This window comes from Methylocystis sp. SB2 (assembly GCF_049817085.1).
GTDB classification, from domain to species: domain Bacteria; phylum Pseudomonadota; class Alphaproteobacteria; order Rhizobiales; family Beijerinckiaceae; genus Methylocystis; species Methylocystis rosea.
On sequence record NZ_CP187401.1, the window covers coordinates 2,383,039 to 2,402,015 of the forward strand.

Here is an 18,977-nt window from a genome sequence, read left to right on the forward strand (position 1 = left end):
AAGCCAGATGTTCCGGCGCTCTAAATGCTGGACGCAATTTCGCGAACATTGATCGCGCGCGGGTTGACCGCATTTCAAAATGAAAACGCCGGCGAAGGTTCTCGCCGGCGTCTTGCAATGAAGGGTTGGAGTTAGTGGCGCGACATCCAGCTGTCGACCTGCTCCTTGGCCTTGTCCTTGGCGACGCCGTAGCGCTCCTGGATCATGCCTTCGAGCTGCTCGCGGTTCCCGTTGATGCGCGTAATGTCATCGTCGGTGAGCTTGCCCCACTGCTCCTTCACGTTTCCGGTGAACTTCTTCCAGTTGCCTTCGATCATGTCCCAGTTCATGAATTCCTCCTGGTCAGAAGGCGGCCGCAGTCGCGGCGATGCCTTTGGAAAGCCGAGCCCGGGCCTAGCTTTCACGAGCATTAGAACTTTTCACCGGCCTAGATGTTCCCTGTCGACTTGCGCTCCCGCTATAAAATTAACAGTCTAGCCCATGTCTGTAGCGATCGCTTCTCGCTCGCCAAGCTTGAGAATTCCGGCCTGTGCCTGCGCTATACTAAAAAATCTCGCCCACGCGCGCGGAATCAAAAGCGGCGCCACGCACGATTTCAAGGTCGCAGCCGCATCCTCGCCAAAGGCGATTCTCAAAATTGCGTCATCCCGTCATCGTGAGGCGCTTGAGCAGCGCGTCACGCGCCTCGACGATGCGACGGTATTGTTCGTCGCTGCCGCCTGCATCGGGATGCGCGGTCTTGGCCAACTGACGGAAGGCGGCGTTGATCTCGGACAGATTGAGCAGGCCCTCGAAGGGCAGCCCTAAAATTTCGCGAAGTTCATGGTCGTCGTCGAGATTTACCTGAAACAATAACCTGCGGCGCTTTTCTCGCGCCTCGAGACGCAAATCGAGCTGATCCTCTTGCCATCGCTGGCGCGACATAACCAGACATTCGCCAAAGGCGATCCGGCCCAGCGTTTCAAGTTCGTCAAGACTGAAGGGCCCCACGACGCCATAGGGCGGCGCCAGAGACGCCTTCCTGCCGGTCTCGTCATGCTGGATATCGCCGATGGTCGCCATATCCAATATTCCCATCGAGCCGTTCCAGACGACCCATTCCTCTTTGTCCGCCATCCGGAGCGCTCATGCGTGACCCGACCCCGCGCTTCGCCTTTTTGTACAAAAGCGTTCACGAGAGCTGTACCGAGAGCCATGCATGTTCAGAGCCAGAGGCGGCGAGAAGCCGAACTGCGGGAGCGCGCTTAGAATCATCAAATCGCAGGATGTCGACTTCCGCGTCCACGTCCCTTGGCTTGACCCTTGCTTGTGATTTGCGAACGGGAGCAAGACTCGGTGCTTGACGCTACACAGACACGCAGTCTCACGACGGAGAAGGACCTCGAACATCCGATCGAGGCCGTTTGGCGCGCGATGACAGATTCCGAATGGCTCGCCGTTTGGTTCTTTCCAAATGACATTGAGCCGGTTGCCGGCCACAAGTTCACGATCTGGAGCCGCCCGATCGAGCGTTGGGACGGCGAGTTCAAGTGCCAGGTTCTCGCTGTGGAGCCCGGCCGTATGTTGCGTTTCAGCTGGTCGGGCGGTGATGACGAGCTGAAGGGTTTTGGCCGATACATCGACACGACAGTTACGTGGACGATCTCGCAGTTGCCGGATGGCGGCACGCATTTTGTCTTTGTCCAGGACGGGATCGACGCTGCCCCTACGGCGGACGCGGTCTACGACGTCATGCTCAAAGGCTCGCAGAGCGTGTTGAACTCTCTTGCCAAAAGACTGCCTGACCTCATCGAACACGGCGCCTGAAGCGCCGCGCTTGCCCAAGCTCATCGGAGCGGCGACCAGGCGAGCTCAGAGCAACATGTCAGCCACATTCTCAGATTCGACGAGCGAGCCTAACGCGCCCATCACACCCGCCGTCGACGACGACACATGCGTCGCGGCCGCGCCGCTCGACTTTTCCGGCGCATCGCTCTTCTTTCCGGAAAATCACGCAGGATCAACGCTCCGCACGAATGCGCCGATAGGTTCGCCGCAATCAGCGGCGGAAGCCGCGGCGCTCTCGGATGCTTTATGCGCGAAGATTTCGCCCGTTTCTTTTGGCGACCGCGTGTTTTTGCTTCCCTCCGAGTCCGACGCCTGGCGTTCCGCCGTCGAAATGGTTCGGCGCTACCATCGCCTCGTCGGTCGCCCCAAGCGCCGACGGTTCATTGTCTGCGTCGGGCCTTCTGATGCAACGGCCGGCCTTCCGCCTGGCCTTGAAGGCGATGACGAGATCGTCGTTCTCCGAACCGACGATCACGCCGCCGTGCAAGCGGAAGTCGACGTGACGACCGCGGGAATTCTGATCGCGCCGGTTAGGACGCAAGCCGGTTTTGAGGTCGTCTCAGGAAGCGTCCTCGCCAGACTGCGCGAGACCGCAGACGAATATGGGCTCATACTCGCTTTCGACGAAAGTTTTTGCGGCTTCGGCCGCTCAGGCATGCTTTGGGCGCACGAATGGACAGGCGTCACCCCGGACCTGATGATCGCCAGTCATTCGCCTGCAGACGCCCCGCCGCTGCCTGCGCTCGTCGTTACGCAAAGACTGGCCCGAGGGGCGCTCGGCGGCTCGACGCTCGCTGACGGAGCCGCGCTTTTGGCCGGGCACGCCATAATCGACGCTCTCTCGACGCCAGGCTTTCAGGACCGCGTGCAGAACCGAAGCTGGTATCTCGAAGACCAGCTGTCCGCCTTGCTTTATCGGCGTCGTGCAGCTTTTACGGCGATGGATGGCCTTGGCCTGATGCAGGTGCTAACGCTCCCCGGAGACGCGGAGCCCATGCGCGCGAAGCTGGCTACGCACGGGCTCCTCACGCGCGCGATGGGGTCGGTTCTGGGTTTATTTCCTCCGCTCACAGTCGAGGAAAGCGACATCGATGCGGTGGTCTCCATCATCGATATGATTTGCGCGCAGGAGGAACGATGAGCGTGCGAGTCGTTTGCTACCGCTGGGCGGACGTTCGATGACGCATTGAACGATCGCGTGGCGCGACGGTTGCTTTTCAAATGGCCTGGCATTGAAACCCGCTGACCATGCCAGCGCGGCAGAAAAGTCTCTTCACGATCGGCGGGAAGACAAGTTCAACATCATGATCGCGACGCATACAGACGACGCCAAATTTCGGGTCGTCGAGCGAGACCCAGTTCCGCCCGCGCTGCGGCGGTTCATCTGGGACATTCAGTCCATGGTCGAACTCGCCGAAAGCGAGCGGGAGATTTTGCTGATCGGCCGCGATCTCATGGCCCGGCTCTTCACGACGGACGATTGGCTGCCAACGGTCTTCGCCATCCCAAATCCCGCCGGAGGCCAGCAATTTCAGATTTATCACGACGTGCTGGACCGCTTTTCGGTCGTGAGCACAATTTTGCCGGGCGGCGCCTGCGTGACGATCTCTCAGCCTTCCGTTTGGGAGATTGCGGGCGTGTTGCGCGGCGCAATCAACCGCCAGCAACTCGATGCTTCTGCGACGAACAACGCGCAGGCCGGCGTTTCCCGTCTATTGCCGGCGCGCGCTGTTGAAGCCTGCTCGTCCGGGAGCGGGGAGGGCTTCGAGCTTCGCAACGCGCTGGATGATCGAACCTCCATCATCTTCCATGTTTATGGGGGCGACATCGGCCGGATCAGTCGCCGATCCGGCGCATCAGGCGGAAGCGTCGACGCGGCGCCATTGGGCTACGCCAATTCGGACAACGATGCTCCCTACGATATCTTTTCAATTCAAAGCGAGATACGGGATTGAGGCGACTGACCCCATAGGAGAGAATGTATTTCTACGAGGGATCGAAATATTCGATCTTTTGGCCTGGATCTCTGTTCGGGCAGGGGATTTCCTTGAACAGCACTTCGGCGAAGGCCTTCAGGCCGGTGTTCGTGCGCAGAGACAGGCGATTGGGGTCGGACGTCCAGCTTTGATAAGTGACGATCCCACGGGTGATGCTGATCACCGTGTATTTTTCGGAGTTGATTTCGCCGCCCTTCGTTCGATAGCACTTCCCGGGCAGAACGCTTTCTTCCTTCATCGGCATGGATGCTCACCCTGCATCTTGGCGCTGCGTGCATGACGAGCGAGCAAGTTCCAGACCATATAGAAGTTTGCGCGGGAACGTTCGTTGCAACCATCGACGTTCGAAACCGTGTGGGGGAATTAAAAGCCGGTCGCATCCTCCGGTGCGATGCGAATCGCCATCCCGTCAAACGTGGCATCGAACCTGATTTGACAGGCGAGACGCGAATTGAGTTTGCGATGGCTGGCTGTCGCAAGCATCCGGTTTTCTCCCGGTCCGGCGTCGGCCATTTCAATCCCCCGAGGCAAGGTGAGATAGACATGGCACGTCGCACAGGCGCAACTGCCGCCGCATTGGGCGACCAGCTCTTCGACGCCGGCGCGCCGGATCAATTTCATCAGCGAGACGCCATTCTTGCCGGTGATTTCCTGTATGGCGCCGTCTCTGGTTTCAAGAGTGAACTTGGCCATTTATCTCCAGCCGCCTGAAGTCTTCAGCGATTTTTTCCTTTGCCGGAGCAGCCCGGAGCGCGTCACGATCGCAAATTCAACGACGCAAAATCGGGGCAAACCGCATGGCGACTGTCCGCAGGACCCTCGCGTGCGATGAGCGTCGTCGCAAGGCCCGCTGACTGGGCGGCGTCCAATTCCTCCCCATCGCCCGACAGCGCCAGCACCGCCTCGGAAGGCAAATCGAGACGCTCACAGATCGCGCGGTAGGAGGCGGGTTCGATTTTCTGACCGATGGATGTGTCGAAGAACTCCTCGAACAGGCCTGTGAGATCGCCCGAGGCGCTGTGGCTCAGCAAGAGTTGCTGCGCCAATCTCGAATTCGACGAGTAAACAAACAGACGACGGCCCGATGCGGCCCATGATCCCAGCGATTCCGCAACGTCGGGATATAGCTCGCTTTTGATCGCGCCTGCCTCAAAACTCTCGCGCCAGATCAGGCCCTGGATCGTCTTCAGCGGGGTCGCCTTGCGATTCTGCTTCATCCAGCGCAGCAACAGCGCTTCGGCTTCCTCGAGCTTCAAGTCGAATCCGCCAAGGAGACGCCCCGTTTCCTCCAAGGCGTCTTCCACATCCGGGTCCGAAGCATATTCCGCGATGAAGGCGCCAAGCCGCGCCTGCGCGAGCGGCATGAGAGTCCCGGTCGCGAAAGCTGTCGGAACCGCGGCGCCTTCGAGCTCGATCAGCACGGCGCGCACCGGTTCACTCATCGCGGATCCGTTTGGTGTCGAATCGTTTCAATCGCGCCACGGACCGCCTATGCTTCAGCCGTTCTCAAATTTGCGCTCTGGCAAGCATCATATGTGCCGTGTCCTCCCGCGCGAGGCTCCAAGGCGATCGTGTCGCTCCCTGCGCCACATCGACGGGTAGGCAGCGCGACGTGTTCGCGGGTCGGCGATAGCGAGACGATTGTTCGGAGGCCCACAATGGCTGCAAGCGCGGACGAGTTGAAAGCGGTCACGGGCGGCACGCTGCAACATTACAATCAGCGCGCCGAGTCGTTCTGGGAGGGAACGCGCAGCCACGACGTCACACAAAATATTGCGGCGATGCTCAGCCACATTCGCGGCGAGCCTCCTTTCACCTTGCTCGATTTCGGTTGCGGGCCGGGACGCGATTTGAAGGCGCTCGCCGAGCGTGGCCATGTCGCGATCGGGCTTGATGGAGCGCCGCGCTTCGTCGAAATGGCGCGCATCCACAGCGGTTGCGAGGTGTGGCTGCAGGATTTTCTCGCGCTCGATTTGCCTGAACGCCGCTTTGACGGAGTCTTCGCCAATGCGTCGCTGTTTCATGTGCCGCGCAGCGAAGCGCCACGCGTCCTGCGCGCGCTTCACGCCGCTCTGAAGCCCGGAGGTGTCCTGTTCAGCTCCATTCCGCATGGCGCGGATCAGGAAGGATGGAGCAATGGACGCTATGGCGTGTTTCACGCCCCCGAAAGCTGGCGAGCGTTCGGGTCGGCGGCGGGCTTCATCGAGGTCGAGCGCTATTACAGGCCCAGCGGGGCGCCACCGGGCGAACAGCCCTGGCTGGCGAGCGTATGGCGGCGCGACTAGGCGAAGCCGGGATGCGGCACGCGCGTCACATCTCGCGCAGAGCCGCCGCAAGCGCGTCGGGCTCGACGATCGGCAGCGAGCAGACCATTCCCCGGCAGACATAGGCCGTGGCGCGGTCGCCCAGCAAGGTTTTGCCGAAAGCCGGATGCGCGCGAGGCAGCGCGGTGCCCGGCGCGATGACGCTCAAAACTCGACCGGGCCGACTGACGCCGTAGATCACGCGCTTCAGCGCCGCCGTATCCGCGGCGTCCGTTTCGCCAATCACGACAATCTGCAAGGCCTCTCGCAGCATTTCCATGCCGTTCAACAAAGACGAAAAACCAAGAACACGCTCGCGAATTGTCCCGGCCAAGTCCTTCGCGATCGCCTCGGCGCGTTCGCGGTAGACGCTCTCGCCGGTCAGATAATAGAGCTGCGCCAGCACCTGCAGCATCATGCCATTGCCGGAGGGAAGGGCGGAGTCTTCGGCGATTTTCACGCGCGCAATCAGCGTATCGGCGTCATCGGCGGCATAGAAATAGCCGCCACTTCGATCGCGATAATGAAGCTCCACATGCTCGACCCAGCGTCGCGCGCATTCGAGATAGGACGGCGCGCCGGTGGCTTCGTAGAGCGCCAGCGCCGCTCGGCACATTGCGCCGTAGTCGTCGAGGACGGCCATATGACGTGGGCGCCCGCATCGCCAGGAATGGAGCAGACGACCATCGTCCGTCGTCATCGCGCTCTTGACGAAATCGAAGGCTTCGATGGCGATATCGAGCCAGTCTCCACGTTCAAACACGCATGCCGCCTTCGCGATGGCGGCGATCGTCAATCCATTCCAGTCGGCTAAGACCTTATCGTCGCATCCTGGCCTGACGCGGCGTTCGCGCACCGAGCGCAAGGCGGCGCGGTCTCGCGCCAGCGCCGCCTCGGTCTCCTCATCCAGCAGCTCGATTGAGCCCAGACGGTTGAGGACGGACTTGCCGTGTTCCCAGTTGCCTTCGCGGCTGACGCCATAGGCGCGTTCGAAGAACGGCGCGCGCGCGCCCAGAGCTTCCCCTATTTCTGCTTCGCTCCAACTGTAGAACTTGCCTTCTTCGCCTTCGCTGTCGGCGTCGAGACTGCTGGCGAACCCGCCGCCTGGCGCGCGCATCTCGCGCGTCATCCACTCGATCGTCTCTGTCACGCGCAGGCGATACAGTTCGCGACGTTCGTCTTGCCAGACCTCCGTCAGCAGTTCGATCAGCTGCGCGTTGTCATAGAGCATCTTTTCAAAATGCGGCACCAGCCATCGATTGTCGGTAGAGTAGCGCGCAAAGCCGCCGCCCAAATGGTCGTAGACGCCGCCCTGCGAAATATGATCGAGCGTCAAAACGACGGCGTGCCGCAATGAGTCGCGACCCGTTCGCTTCCAGGCCCTCCAGAGAAAATCGAGGCTGGTCGCCTGCGGGAATTTTGGCGCCGCCCCGAAGCCGCCGTCAACGTGGTCGAGCCTTTGCTCCAATTGGGCGCAAATGCTCTCGACGAGGTCAGGCGAGATCGGCTTTCCGGGAGTCGTTTCGGACAGGCTGGCCAGTCCTGCGCTGAGCTCGGCGACATTATGTTCGATCGCATTGGCGCGCGTGCGCCAAAGTTCCGCGATGGTTTTTAGAAGCTCGGGGAATCCGGGTCTTCCGCCCTGCGCAGAAGGGGGGAAATATGTGCCGCCCCAGAAGGGCTGGCCCTCCGGCGTCAGAAACATTGTCAAAGGCCAACCGCCGCGCTGACCCATCATCATCAAAGCTTGTTGATACAGATAGTCGACGTCCGGCCGCTCTTCGCGATCCACCTTCACATTGATGAAAAACTCGTTCATCAACGCCGCGATTTCGGGGTCCTCGAATGATTCATGGGCCATCACATGGCACCAATGACAGGCGGCGTAGCCAGACGAGAGCAATATCGGTTTGCCCGTCTGCTTGGCGAGTGCGAGCATGTCCGCGGACCAAGCCTGCCAATGCACCGGATTGTGCTGGTGCTGTAACAAATAGGGGCTGGTCTCTTGACCGAGCCGATTGCTCTCGACGCTCATGGAGCCGTCCTCCCTGTGCGGATTACATACGGCTGCCGGACGTCAAGCGCCATTCGCTGCTGGCGGATTTCGCCGATGCGCCGCAGGCGAGAAATATCGTCGGCCGCAACGAGCCAGAGCGGCGGTTGGGAAGATTTCCTAGGAGAGAGAGTCGCGCGCGGCGCTTGGTTCCGCCTTGGTGACTCGCTGGCGCCGCGCGGTGGTTAATGCGAGGCGGCTTCGTTGCTCGGGAGCACGTCGCGGATGCGCTTGCCTTCCACCCAGACGAAAGCCCCGTCGGGTTCGGCGCAGGCGATGTCCTGTTCGGCGATCAGCTTGTCGCAGAGCATGATGCAAATGGCGTCGATCGGCGCGTCTCTGTCGTTTTCCTCGGTCATGCGGTCGATCGAGATTTCACCCATCTCCTCGTCGTCGACCAAATGGATAATAAACACTTCCTCGTGGCCGGGAGAGCCATGCGCGTTCACCCGGAAGGTTTCCCCCTTGTAGCGGAATTCGCGTATCATTCCTGGCCCTTTTTTCATTTGCTTGGTTGTGTCCGCGATTGCGCGCCTCTTGGCGTTCGGCGGCTCCCGCGTGCCCGGCGCGCACGCAAACTGCGTGCCATTTGTGCGTCGTGGACCTTGGTTTTGTACGAACATGCACTGAATTGCTTTTGAAGGAGGCAAGAGGCGCTTGGGAGATCGGAAAAGCGCCATGCTGGCCCCATCCTCGTCGAGCGTCATCTCCGTCTGCTACTCAGCCGTCTCGATCGCGCGCGAAAATCGCGCGAGGCGTTTTGCGAATGACGTCCACGACGTTCCGATATTGGCTCAGCGATTGCTTTGAGCGGGCCATGAACACTTCGCGCGCCGACGCAGACGTCGTGAACTTCGGCGAACTCGATCCAAAGACCAACGAACTGCTGCAGCAGGGCGTCGTCGCCTATCGGACTGACCGTGAGAAGGCCGACAGCCTGTTCAAGCAGGCCTTGGCGCTGACGCCGCAGGAGCTGGCGCCCTATTACTGCCTCTACAAAATCCACACCTACATGGGAAGTCTCGACTACGCCGCTGACGTCGCCGCGCAAGGCATGAAGGAGGCCACGCGTCAGGCGGGTTGGCCAAGCGATCCTATGGCTTGGCCGGCGAAGGCCGAGGCGCATGACGGGCCGGCGCGCTTCGCCCTCTATACGCTGAAGGCGCTAAGCTTCATCGAATTGAAGCGCGGTCGCAACGAAACCGCAAAGGAATATCTCGATATCCTCTCCCGCGCCGATCCGCAGGGCAGCGTCGGCTGGAAGGTGATCGAGGAATTGGCGCAGGGCAGCGTGTGATCGATGCGCGTGACACGGCCATGTCGTAACCTCAACAAAACTCCGCGCGAATGTCACGCTTCGGCCGATATCGCGCTGCGCTTGTCGCAAAACCGACATTGCGCGCAGCGCTTGGGCGACGGGGCGCTGCTTTGCGTGGTTCTTGCATAAAACAAACTATGAACCGCGTGAGACGATCGGAATCGATCCTCGCATGTGCGAACGGAAACCTTGGCTTCGTGCTAACGGCGGCTGTTCGAGGAAGGCGGCCATGGACGACGTAGCCACTTCACGCTCTGTGCTCACAGAAGGCATGGCGGCAAAGCCGCCGCGGGCGAGACCCCCGTCCGCCGACACGGCGCTGCTCGGCATTTATGAAATCTCAAAAATCCTGACCGCGCCGGCCCGCCTCGAGCAGACGCTGGGCAATGTCGTCGCCGTGCTCAGCTCCTTCCTCGACATGAAATTGGGGATGATCACCATCCTCGATCAGCATGGCAATCCGGAGATCGTCGCGACCTCGGGTTGGACCAGCCGCGACGGCAGCAAGCCGATTGACACGCTGCCGGCCAAGGTGATCGACCGGCTTGTCGCCACCGCCATGCCTGTCATTGTCGAGGACGTGTCCCGCGAAGCCTTGTTCGCGACGGCCGCCGAGACGATCACCCGGGCGGTGGGCGCGAAAGTCTCCTTCCTCGCCGTGGCGATCAAGAGCGATAGCCGCGTCGTCGGGACGTTGTCGATCAACCGCTCGTCAGAAGATTGGATCTCCTACGCTTTCGACGCCGATCTGCGTTTATTGACGATGATCGCCAATCTGATCGGCCAAACGGTGAAGCTGCACCGCATGTTTTCGGCCGACCGGCAGCGGTTGCTGAACGAATGCAGCACGCTGGAGAAGGCGCTGGTCTCCTGCCTGCCGAAGGAGATTCGTGGAGAGCGGCCCGATGTCGCCGGCATTATCGGCGAGAGCCCGGCGATCATGGAAGTGCTCGACACCATCGCCATCGTCGCGAAGTCCAATTCGACCGTGCTGCTGCGCGGCGAGAGCGGCACAGGCAAGGAGCTTTTTGCACGCGCGGTGCACGACCTGTCGCGCCGCAGCGCCAAGCCCTTCGTCAAGCTGAACTGCGCCGCGCTGCCGGAAAGCGTTCTTGAATCGGAGCTGTTCGGTCATGAACGCGGCGCCTTCACGGGCGCCGTCGCGCAGCGTGCGGGGCGCTTCGAACTGGCCAACGGCGGCACGCTGCTGCTCGACGAAATCGGCGAAATATCGCCCGCCTTCCAGGCGAAGCTGCTGCGTGTGCTGCAAGAAGGCGAATTCGAGCGGGTTGGCGGGTCCAAGACCTTGAAAGTCAATGTCCGTTTCGTTTTCGCGACCAACAAAAATCTCGAAGAGGCTGTTGAGAAGGGCGAGTTCCGCGCCGACCTCTATTACCGCATCAGCGTCGTGCCGGTGTTCCTGCCGCCGCTGCGCGAGCGACCCGGCGACGTTTCGCTGTTGGCGCAGAATTTCATTGAGACGTTCAACAGCGAAAACGATCAAAAGCACGAACTTTCGGCGAGCGCCATTGAGACGCTGCAACGCTGCTACTTCCCGGGCAATGTGCGCGAACTGGAAAATTGCGTGCGCCGCACGGCGACTTTGGCGCGCGACGAAACCATCGTCGATCACGATTTCGCCTGCGCCTCCGGCAAATGTCTCTCGGCCTTGCTATGGACCAGCAGCGCCAGCGGCGCCTATCCGCATGCGCATCCCGAACCGGCCAGCATGCGCGCGCCCGCTCCGCCTGAGGAGATCGCGTCGGCGAGCCGCAGCGCAGCTGCGTCGGTTCCGACCTTGGTCAGGGAGAACGCGTCGCCGCTGGACGCCGCCGGGGCGGAGGAGAGCGAGGGTTTCGCATCCTCCCGCAAGATGATCGATCGCGAGCGCCTCATCGAAGGCATGGAGAAGGCCGCCTGGGTCCAGGCCAAGGCTGCCCGCCTGCTCGGCCTGTCGCTGCGCCAGGTCAATTATGCGCTGAAGAAATACAACATAGAGATAAAGCGCATCTGACCGTATCCGGCGATTGTCGCTTTTAGAACATTTGTTCAGTTCATGCGGCCAAGCGGGCTGTTCGTTCCACCCGAAGGGGGTGAGCGGACGCGCCGGGAGGCGAACGGACTAAACCGGGCGGACGGTCCAAACCGACCTTGGCCCGCGAGTTTACAGGCGGCATGCGATCGTCGGCTTTCGTTCCGCGGCTTGCCGCTGGCGGCAAACAGGCGTGGTTTACGACTGGCATGCGATTTGAAAGGAGGGGACAAGCTTGCAGTGAATCCATGAGGAATCGCGACATGGCGTACAAAATCATCGCCTCACAATGCACAGTGTGCGGCGCTTGCGAATTCGAATGTCCGAATGCGGCGATCCGCCTCAAGAACGACATGTACATCATCGACCCGAAGAAATGCACCGAGTGCGAGGGGCATTTCGACAAGCCGCAGTGTGCGGTCGTGTGCCCTGTCGAAAACACATGCGTGCCGGCCTAGCGCTATAAGTGCGGCCGAGCGGGGCGATGCATCGCATGGATCGCATGGACGCCGTCGACTGGCTTGGAAACTTCCTATCCTGCCGCGATTGTCCGCATGGGGAGATTCGCGAGAAAGGCCTTTGCGATCTCGGCCAGGTTTGCGTGCGCGACCGAAGGGCCCGCCGCATTGACAGGTTCTTCGCCGCGAGTCCGCAAGAAGCTGCGAAATATCTCGACCATCCCTATTTTGAACTGCGCGTCGGCGCGGTGAAATATGCGAGCGTCTTTCAGTTGCGCGCGCTGATCGACGACGAAGAGCCGGACGTCAGAGCCATGGTGGCGCAACGTCTGCCGTTGCGTCTCGCTGAAAAATTGATCGGCGACTCCGACCGCAAAGTGCGCATGGCGATGGCCCAGCGAGTCGAGGGCGCAGGTCTCGTGAAGCTGCTTTTCGACGAAGACAGCGGCGTGCGCCTGATTGCCGCGCGTCGCGCGCCGCCCGATATCCTCGCCGGCGCGACAAACGATGACGACTCGCAGGTGCGATGCGAAGCGGCGCGCCGGGTCGCCCTCGACAAGCTTCCGGCCATGGCGCGCGATCCCGAACCCCGCGTGCGCATGATTATTGCAGAGCGATTGGCGCCGGCGCAATTGGGCTTGCTCGTCGCCGACGAAGATTTACGAGTCCGCTTCCTGGTGGCGGAGCGATGCGGGACGGAATTGCTGGCGCGTCTGCGCGACGATCCTGATCCGGAAGTGAGGCGCCTCGTCCAGGCGCGCCTGGACGAAGCGCAACAGTGAACGGAGAGCGAAATGGCGGCGGTGCAAGAGACAGTTGAACAGGTTCGTCGTGTCGGCGCTGATCAATATAAATATGGTTTCGTCACCGACATCGAATCCGACCTCGCTCCAAAAGGCCTGTCCGAAGAGATCGTCCGCTTCATTTCTGCGAAGAAGGGCGAGCCCGAATGGATGCTCGAATGGCGGCTGGAGGCCTATCGCCGCTGGCTGACGATGACCGAGCCGAAATGGGCGCGCGTCGATTACCCGGCGATCGATTATCAAGATCTCTATTATTACGCCGCGCCGAAATCGAAAGCCGGTCCGAAATCACTCGACGAAGTCGACCCGGAGCTGCTGCGCACATACGAAAAACTCGGCATTCCGCTGCATGAGCGCGAAATTCTTGCCGGCGTCGAACGGCCGGAGGGCGAAGAGCGCCCGCGCGTCGCGGTCGATGCGGTATTCGACTCGGTCTCCGTCGCAACGACGTTCAAAGAGGAGCTGAAGAAGTCGGGCGTGATCTTCTGCCCGATCTCCGAGGCGCTGCGCGAGCATCCCGAACTGGTGCGCAAATATCTCGGGACCGTGGTGCCGACCTCCGACAACTACTTTGCGACGCTGAACAGCGCGGTGTTTTCGGACGGCTCTTTCGTCTACATCCCGCCGGGCGTGCGCTGCCCGATGGAATTGTCGACCTATTTCCGGATCAACGAAAAGAACACCGGTCAGTTCGAGCGGACGCTCATCATCGCCGACAAAGGTTCCTACGTCAGCTATCTCGAAGGCTGCACCGCGCCCAAGCGCGACGAGAATCAGTTGCACGCGGCGGTGGTCGAACTGGTGACGCTCGACGACGCCGAAATCAAATATTCGACCGTGCAGAATTGGTATCCGGGGGACGAGAACGGCAAGGGCGGAATCTATAATTTCGTCACAAAGCGCGGCGACTGCCGCGGCGCCAATTCGAAGATCAGCTGGACTCAGGTCGAGACCGGCTCGGCGATCACCTGGAAATATCCGAGCTGCGTGTTGCGCGGCGATAATTCGCGCGGCGAATTCTACTCGATCGCGATCTCCAACGGTCGCCAGCAGGTCGACTCCGGCACCAAGATGATCCATCTCGGCAAGGGAACGTCGAGCCGCATCATCTCGAAGGGCATTTCCGCCGGCCGCTCGTCGAACGCCTATCGGGGCCTCGTCTCGGCGCATCGCAAGGCGGAGGGCGCCCGCAATTTCACGAATTGCGACTCGCTGCTCATCGGCGACGCCTGCAGCGCGCACACAGTCCCCTACATCGAAGCGAAGAACCCGTCCTGCGTGTTCGAACACGAGGCGACGACTTCAAAGATCTCGGAGGACGTCTTGTTCTACTGCATGCAGCGTGGCCTATCGCAGGAAGATGCGACCGCGCTGGTGGTCAATGGATTCGTGCGCGACGTGTTGCAGCAACTGCCGATGGAATTCGCGGTCGAAGCGCAAAAGCTGATCTCGGTCAGTCTCGAAGGCAGCGTCGGCTGACGCCTCTATAGAGTGGGAGTGGTGGAATGACGGCGCTACTGGAAATTCGCGACCTCAAGGCCGAGATTGCCGGCAAGCAGATCCTGAATGGCTATGACCTCACCGTGAAGGCGGGCGAGGTGCATGCGATCATGGGGCCGAATGGCTCGGGCAAATCGACGCTGTCCTATGTGCTCTCCGGCCGGCCCGGCTATAAGATCACCGAGGGACAGGCGCTGCTCGCCGGCGCCGATCTGTCGCAGATGAGCGTCGACGAACGCGCCGCGGCGGGGCTGTTCCTCGCCTTTCAATATCCGCTGGAGGTGCCGGGCGTCGCAACGATGACCTTTCTGCGCGCCGCGCTCAACGCGCAGCGCAAGAAGCGCGGCGAGGAGGAAATGTCTTCGCCCGATCTGATCAAGCGCGTCAAGGAGCTCGCCAAGATCCTCGACATGGACATGGAGATGCTGCGGCGTCCGGTTAATGTCGGCTTCTCGGGCGGAGAGAAAAAGCGCGCCGAGACGCTGCAGATGATGCTGCTCGAACCCAAGCTGTGCATCCTCGACGAAACCGATTCGGGACTCGACATCGACGCGCTGAAAGTCGTCTCCAACGGCGTCAATCAATTACGCTCGAAGGACCGCGGCATCGTTGTGATCACCCATTATCAGCGGCTGCTCGATTACATCACGCCGGACGTCGTTCATGTGCAGTCGGCCGGCCGCATCGTGCGGACCGGCGGGAAGGAGCTTGCTCTGGAGCTCGAGGAAACGGGCTACGCGCGCTACCAAAGCGAGGCGGCATAAGTCATGGGCAACGCACCGACCACTCGCAAACTCACCGACGCCGAGGCTCGGCTGGCGGAAATCTTCGCCATGCAGCAAAGCAATGGCGCGCCGCAACTTGCGAAGCTGCGCACCGCCGCCTTCGACGCTTTTTCCAAGACCGGTCTCCCCAACCGCCGCGACGAGGCGTGGAAATACACGGATTTGCGCGCCCTGCTGCGCGACGTGAAACCCCTGGCCGCGCCGCCGGAAGATAGCGCGAAGCAAAGCGCGCGGAGTGCGGCGGTTCTTGATAGCGTCGCGGCGCGGCGGCTCGTCTTCGTCGGCGGCTATTTCGTTCCGGAGCTTTCAGATCTTGGCGATTTGGAAGCAGGGTTGAGCGTCGTGTCGCTGTCGGAGGCCTTGGCCAAGGGCGACGCCGCGACGACGGCGCAGATCGGGAATGTGGGCGATGTCGACGATCCGGCCTTTGCGCTCAACACCGCTTTCATGGGCGAAGGCGTCGTCATTCGCGTCGGCGCCGGCGTATGCGTGGACAGGCCGATACAATTGGTTTTCGTAGCCGGCGAACAGCCGGCGACCTATTTCCTGCGCTCGCTTGTTATCATTGAAAAAGGCGCGCGGGCGACTCTGATCGAGAGCTTTGAGGGCGAAACGGCGCAGGAATACCATGTGAACGCCGCGACCGAAATTGTGCTGGAAGAGGGCGCGTCCCTCGAGCGACTCAAGATCAGTCGCGAAGGCGCCGCCGCGATGCATGTCTCGACATTCGTCGCCTCACTCGCCGCCGACGCCCAGCTGAGCGATTTCGGGTTCAATCTCGGCGGCGCCGTGTTGCGCAACCAGTCCTTCATCAACATCAACGGGCAGGGCGCCCATGCCGGCCTGCGCGGGGCCAACATATTGAAGGGCAAGGAGCACGCCGACGCGACCTTGTTCCTCGATCATGCGGCGGAACGTTCGGAAAGCAAGGCGCTGTTCAAATCCGTGCTGGATGACTCGTCGCAGGCGGTGTTTCAGGGGAAGATCCTGGTTCGGCCCGGCGCGCAAAAAACGGATGCGCGCATGATGGCCCGCACGCTGTTGTTGTCCGAAGGGGCGCAGGCCAACTGCAAGCCTGAGCTGGAAATCTTTGCTGACGACGTGCAATGCGCGCATGGGTCGACCGTCGGCGCGTTGGACGAGAACTTGATTTTCTACCTGATGGCGCGCGGGATTCCCCAAGCGGAAGCCCAATCGCTGCTGACGGAAGCCTTCGTCGGGGAAGTGATCGACGTCGTGGCGAATCGCAGCCTTCGAGAGGCTCTCACCAGCCTCGTTTCCGAGCGGCTGAGAACGCGATAAAGATCCCACACCTGTGAGCGACGCATCATATGACGTCGCGCGGTGGCGTCATGACGTTCCGATTTGGACGTAAAAATCCAGGGTAGCCGCGAGTCGATCTGGACAACGCGGCGTCGGCGAAAATACCTCGACATGGATAATGCGGCAGACGCTCGTCTGAGCGGATGCGCCGCCCTGCGTCGCCGAACCTGTCGAAGATGTTGAATCTGTAACAAGTGTCGTCACACAGATTGTAGGGACGTGTTTGAATATTTACATTGTTGGATCGCCATACAGCTTTGAAATATAACGTAAAATGTTAGTTCGGGCGCTGGCATGGTTGTTGCGATCCCTCCGACAAACTGATGCATCGCTCCGTCTCAGCCGAGAGTCGGCACAGACGACTTTGCAGCGACAGAAGGAAGCAAAGCCATGACGTCTCTGGATGTTGGAACGGCGGAGGCAGCTGAAGGGGTGAACGCGGCGGTCGCCATGGGCGACGTGATGCAGAAGATCGCCGAGCACAAGGGGTGCGGCACGTCGGGCGGCAGCGGCAAGGCGAGCTGCGGTTCGGGCGCCGGTGAGGGCGACCTGCCGACGGAGATTTGGGAGAAGGTCAAGAACCACCCCTGCTACAGCGAAGAGGCGCACCACCATTATGCGCGCATGCATGTCGCCGTCGCGCCCGCTTGCAACATCCAGTGCAACTATTGCAATCGCAAATATGATTGCGCCAATGAATCGCGCCCCGGCGTCGTCAGCGAGAAGCTGACCCCGGAGCAGGCCGCGAAGAAAGTTTTGGCCGTCGCCTCCACCATTCCGCAAATGACGGTTCTGGGCATCGCCGGCCCGGGCGATCCGCTCGCCAATCCGGAAAAAACCTTCAAGACATTCGATCTGATCTCGCGCACCGCGCCGGATATCAAGCTCTGCCTGTCGACAAATGGCTTGGCGTTGCCGGATCACGTCGACACGATCGCTGGTTACAACGTCGATCACGTCACGATCACCATCAACATGGTTGATCCGGAAGTCGGCGCGAAGATCTATCCTTGGGTGTTTTGGAAGCATAAGCGCTACACCGGCGTCGAAGCGGCGAAGCTCCTCACCGACCGCCAGCTGCAGGGCCTGGAAATGCTCACCGAGCGCGGCATTCTGTGCAAGGTGAATTCGGTGATGATCCCGGGAATCAACGACAAGCACCTCGTCGAAGTGAACAAGGCCGTCAAATCTCGCGGCGCGTTCCTGCACAACATCATGCCGCTGATCTCGGCTCCGGAGCACGGCACGGTGTTCGGCCTTAACGGCCAGCGCGGTCCGTCGGCGCAAGAGCTGAAGGCGCTGCAGGACAGCTGTGAAGGCGAGATGAACATGATGCGCCACTGTCGCCAGTGCCGCGCCGACGCGGTCGGCCTGCTCGGCGAAGATCGCAGCGCTGAGTTCACGACCGAAAAGATCATGGCGATGGAGGTCGACTACGATCTTGAGTCGCGCAAGGCCTATCAAGAGAAGGTCGAAGAAGAGCGCGTCGCCAAGGTGGCCGCGAAACAGGAAGAGCTGGCGACGCTGGCCGGCGCGGCGAGCGACATCAAGTTGCTGATCGCGGTGGCGACGAAGGGTTCGGGCCTCATCAACGAACATTTCGGTCACGCCAAAGAGTTCCAGGTCTACGAGCTCTCGACCTCGGGCGCGAAATTCGTCGGACATCGCCGCGTCGATCTCTACTGCCAGGGCGGATATGGCGACGAGGACAGTCTGGAGACGGTGATCCGCGCCATCAACGACTGCCATGCGGTGTTCGTCGCGAAGATCGGCGGTTGCCCGAAGAACGACCTGATCAAGGCCGGGATCGAGCCCGTCGATCAATTCGCCCATGAGTTCATCGAGAAGTCGGCGATCGCCTGGTTCAAGGCCTATCTCGACAAGGTGAACAGCGGCGAAATCGAACATCAGGAGCGCGGCGACGCCGAAATCCGTCAGGGCGCGCTCATCAACGCGGCCTGAGACACGCGTCAAGGAACGAAGCTAAGGAGCAAGACATGACGCTTAAGATCATCGCGTCGCAGTGCACGAGTTGTTCGGCCTGCGAGCCGGAATGCCCGAATGTGGCGATCACCGAGAAGAACGGCACATTCGTCATCGATCCGAAGAAATGCACGGAGTGCATCGGCCATTTCGACGCGCCGCAGTGCGCGGCGGTCTGTCCGGTCGACAACACCTGCGTGATCGACAACGCCTATCCCCGTTACCAAGCACCGGCTTGAGGAGGCCGCAATGAAATTTACGCTTACGCCGGCCGCACAAAAATTCATCCGGCGAATGATTCAGTTCAGCGCCAACCCAGGCGGAGGCTTTCGCTTGATGGTGTCGCCGGGCGGGTGCTCCGGGCTCAGCGCGCTGTTTGACGTCGAAGCCGCGCCGCGCGCCGGCGATCAGGAGTTCGTCGTCGAAGGCGTGAAGTTCTTCCTGCCGGCCGAAAGCCGCCTGCTGCTCGATGGCGTCACGATTGACTTCGCCGATTCCTCTTCAAGCGGCGGGCTGGTCTTTCACGATCCAAAGAACACGGGATCGTGCAAGAGCACCAGCGGGCCCGTCGTGGAGCATGTGCATTAAAGGCGCG

At 61.0% G+C, this 18,977-nt stretch carries 21 protein-coding genes; 14 read left to right on the forward strand and 7 right to left on the reverse strand.

All coding sequences use genetic code 11. The features are described from left to right. Nucleotides 1–131: 131 nt before the first annotated feature. Complete coding sequence (locus ACPS74_RS11685; RefSeq protein ID WP_026222698.1) at nt 132–329, reverse strand: CsbD family protein; 198 nt, start codon at nt 327–329, stop codon at nt 132–134. Between the two features lie 313 nt (nt 330–642). After that, nucleotides 643–1,116, reverse strand: a complete 474-nt coding sequence (locus ACPS74_RS11690; RefSeq protein ID WP_029649254.1) for a J domain-containing protein — start codon at nt 1,114–1,116, stop codon at nt 643–645. Nucleotides 1,117–1,335: 219 nt separating this feature from the next. Here ACPS74_RS11690 and ACPS74_RS11695 point away from each other — a divergent pair, with 219 nt between their 5' ends. The 3 genes from ACPS74_RS11695 to ACPS74_RS11705 all read left to right on the forward strand — a co-directional run bounded on the left by ACPS74_RS11695 (nt 1,336) and on the right by ACPS74_RS11705 (nt 3,782). Then, nucleotides 1,336–1,806 (forward strand): SRPBCC family protein, encoded by a 471-nt coding sequence (locus ACPS74_RS11695; protein ID WP_029649252.1) that lies wholly within the window; start codon nt 1,336–1,338, stop codon nt 1,804–1,806. A 55-nt stretch (nt 1,807–1,861) separates the two neighbouring features. Further along, a complete protein-coding gene (locus ACPS74_RS11700; protein WP_029649249.1) occupies nt 1,862–2,968 on the forward strand; it encodes an aminotransferase class III-fold pyridoxal phosphate-dependent enzyme in 1,107 nt (368 codons plus the stop codon). A 163-nt stretch (nt 2,969–3,131) separates the two neighbouring features. Continuing rightward, complete coding sequence (locus ACPS74_RS11705; RefSeq protein ID WP_029649247.1) at nt 3,132–3,782, forward strand: hypothetical protein; 651 nt, start codon at nt 3,132–3,134, stop codon at nt 3,780–3,782. Between the two features lie 31 nt (nt 3,783–3,813). Here the strand turns inward: ACPS74_RS11705 and ACPS74_RS11710 are convergent, their stop codons facing one another. From ACPS74_RS11710 to mtnC, 3 genes are all read right to left on the reverse strand, one after another. Continuing rightward, nucleotides 3,814–4,068, reverse strand: a complete 255-nt coding sequence (locus ACPS74_RS11710; protein WP_014892083.1) for a hypothetical protein — start codon at nt 4,066–4,068, stop codon at nt 3,814–3,816. A gap of 119 nt (nt 4,069–4,187) precedes the next feature. Beyond that, nucleotides 4,188–4,517, reverse strand: a complete 330-nt coding sequence (locus tag ACPS74_RS11715; RefSeq protein ID WP_029649245.1) for a 2Fe-2S iron-sulfur cluster-binding protein — start codon at nt 4,515–4,517, stop codon at nt 4,188–4,190. Nucleotides 4,518–4,579: 62 nt separating this feature from the next. Continuing rightward, entirely contained in the window at nt 4,580–5,266 is a 687-nt protein-coding gene (gene mtnC / locus ACPS74_RS11720) for an acireductone synthase (protein WP_029649242.1), read from the reverse strand. 216 nt (nt 5,267–5,482) lie between these two features. Between mtnC and ACPS74_RS11725 the strand changes: the two genes are divergently transcribed. Further along, entirely contained in the window at nt 5,483–6,109 is a 627-nt protein-coding gene (locus ACPS74_RS11725) for a class I SAM-dependent methyltransferase (protein WP_029649240.1), read from the forward strand. A gap of 25 nt (nt 6,110–6,134) precedes the next feature. On the opposite strand, the gene ACPS74_RS11730 is transcribed toward ACPS74_RS11725, so the two are convergent. After that, nucleotides 6,135–8,162, reverse strand: a complete 2,028-nt coding sequence (locus ACPS74_RS11730; protein WP_029649238.1) for a thioredoxin domain-containing protein — start codon at nt 8,160–8,162, stop codon at nt 6,135–6,137. A 203-nt stretch (nt 8,163–8,365) separates the two neighbouring features. Next, on the reverse strand, nt 8,366–8,668 hold the full coding sequence (locus ACPS74_RS11735) for a hypothetical protein (RefSeq protein WP_029649235.1): 303 nt from the start codon (nt 8,666–8,668) through the stop codon (nt 8,366–8,368). Between the two features lie 329 nt (nt 8,669–8,997). Here ACPS74_RS11735 and ACPS74_RS11740 point away from each other — a divergent pair, with 329 nt between their 5' ends. The 10 genes from ACPS74_RS11740 (at nt 8,998) to ACPS74_RS11785 (ending at nt 18,970) form a co-directional block, all read left to right on the forward strand. Further along, a complete protein-coding gene (locus tag ACPS74_RS11740; protein ID WP_029649232.1) occupies nt 8,998–9,477 on the forward strand; it encodes a hypothetical protein in 480 nt (159 codons plus the stop codon). Between the two features lie 250 nt (nt 9,478–9,727). Beyond that, the gene (nifA, locus tag ACPS74_RS11745; RefSeq protein WP_239755300.1) at nt 9,728–11,512 is read left to right on the forward strand and encodes a nif-specific transcriptional activator NifA; all 1,785 of its coding nucleotides are present in this window, start codon (nt 9,728–9,730) and stop codon (nt 11,510–11,512) included. Nucleotides 11,513–11,793: 281 nt separating this feature from the next. After that, nucleotides 11,794–11,988 (forward strand): 4Fe-4S binding protein, encoded by a 195-nt coding sequence (locus tag ACPS74_RS11750; protein ID WP_018406744.1) that lies wholly within the window; start codon nt 11,794–11,796, stop codon nt 11,986–11,988. Nucleotides 11,989–12,014: 26 nt separating this feature from the next. Then, complete coding sequence (locus tag ACPS74_RS11755; RefSeq protein WP_029649227.1) at nt 12,015–12,770, forward strand: 4Fe4S-binding leucine-rich repeat protein; 756 nt, start codon at nt 12,015–12,017, stop codon at nt 12,768–12,770. Between the two features lie 12 nt (nt 12,771–12,782). Then, nucleotides 12,783–14,270: a Fe-S cluster assembly protein SufB gene (sufB, locus tag ACPS74_RS11760; RefSeq protein ID WP_029649225.1), complete on the forward strand. Its 1,488-nt coding sequence runs from the start codon at nt 12,783–12,785 to the stop codon at nt 14,268–14,270. Nucleotides 14,271–14,296: 26 nt separating this feature from the next. Further along, complete coding sequence (gene sufC, locus ACPS74_RS11765) at nt 14,297–15,055, forward strand: Fe-S cluster assembly ATPase SufC (protein ID WP_018406747.1); 759 nt, start codon at nt 14,297–14,299, stop codon at nt 15,053–15,055. A 3-nt stretch (nt 15,056–15,058) separates the two neighbouring features. Continuing rightward, entirely contained in the window at nt 15,059–16,378 is a 1,320-nt protein-coding gene (sufD, locus tag ACPS74_RS11770; RefSeq protein WP_029649221.1) for a Fe-S cluster assembly protein SufD, read from the forward strand. A 471-nt stretch (nt 16,379–16,849) separates the two neighbouring features. Further along, nucleotides 16,850–18,361 carry a nitrogenase cofactor biosynthesis protein NifB gene (gene nifB / locus ACPS74_RS11775; protein ID WP_051013311.1) on the forward strand — a complete coding sequence of 504 codons (1,512 nt, stop codon included), beginning with the start codon at nt 16,850–16,852 and terminating at the stop codon, nt 18,359–18,361. A gap of 35 nt (nt 18,362–18,396) precedes the next feature. Continuing rightward, a complete protein-coding gene (locus ACPS74_RS11780; protein WP_014892097.1) occupies nt 18,397–18,621 on the forward strand; it encodes a 4Fe-4S binding protein in 225 nt (74 codons plus the stop codon). A 10-nt stretch (nt 18,622–18,631) separates the two neighbouring features. Continuing rightward, a complete protein-coding gene (locus ACPS74_RS11785) occupies nt 18,632–18,970 on the forward strand; it encodes a HesB/IscA family protein (RefSeq protein ID WP_029649216.1) in 339 nt (112 codons plus the stop codon). Nucleotides 18,971–18,977 lie beyond the last annotated feature (7 nt).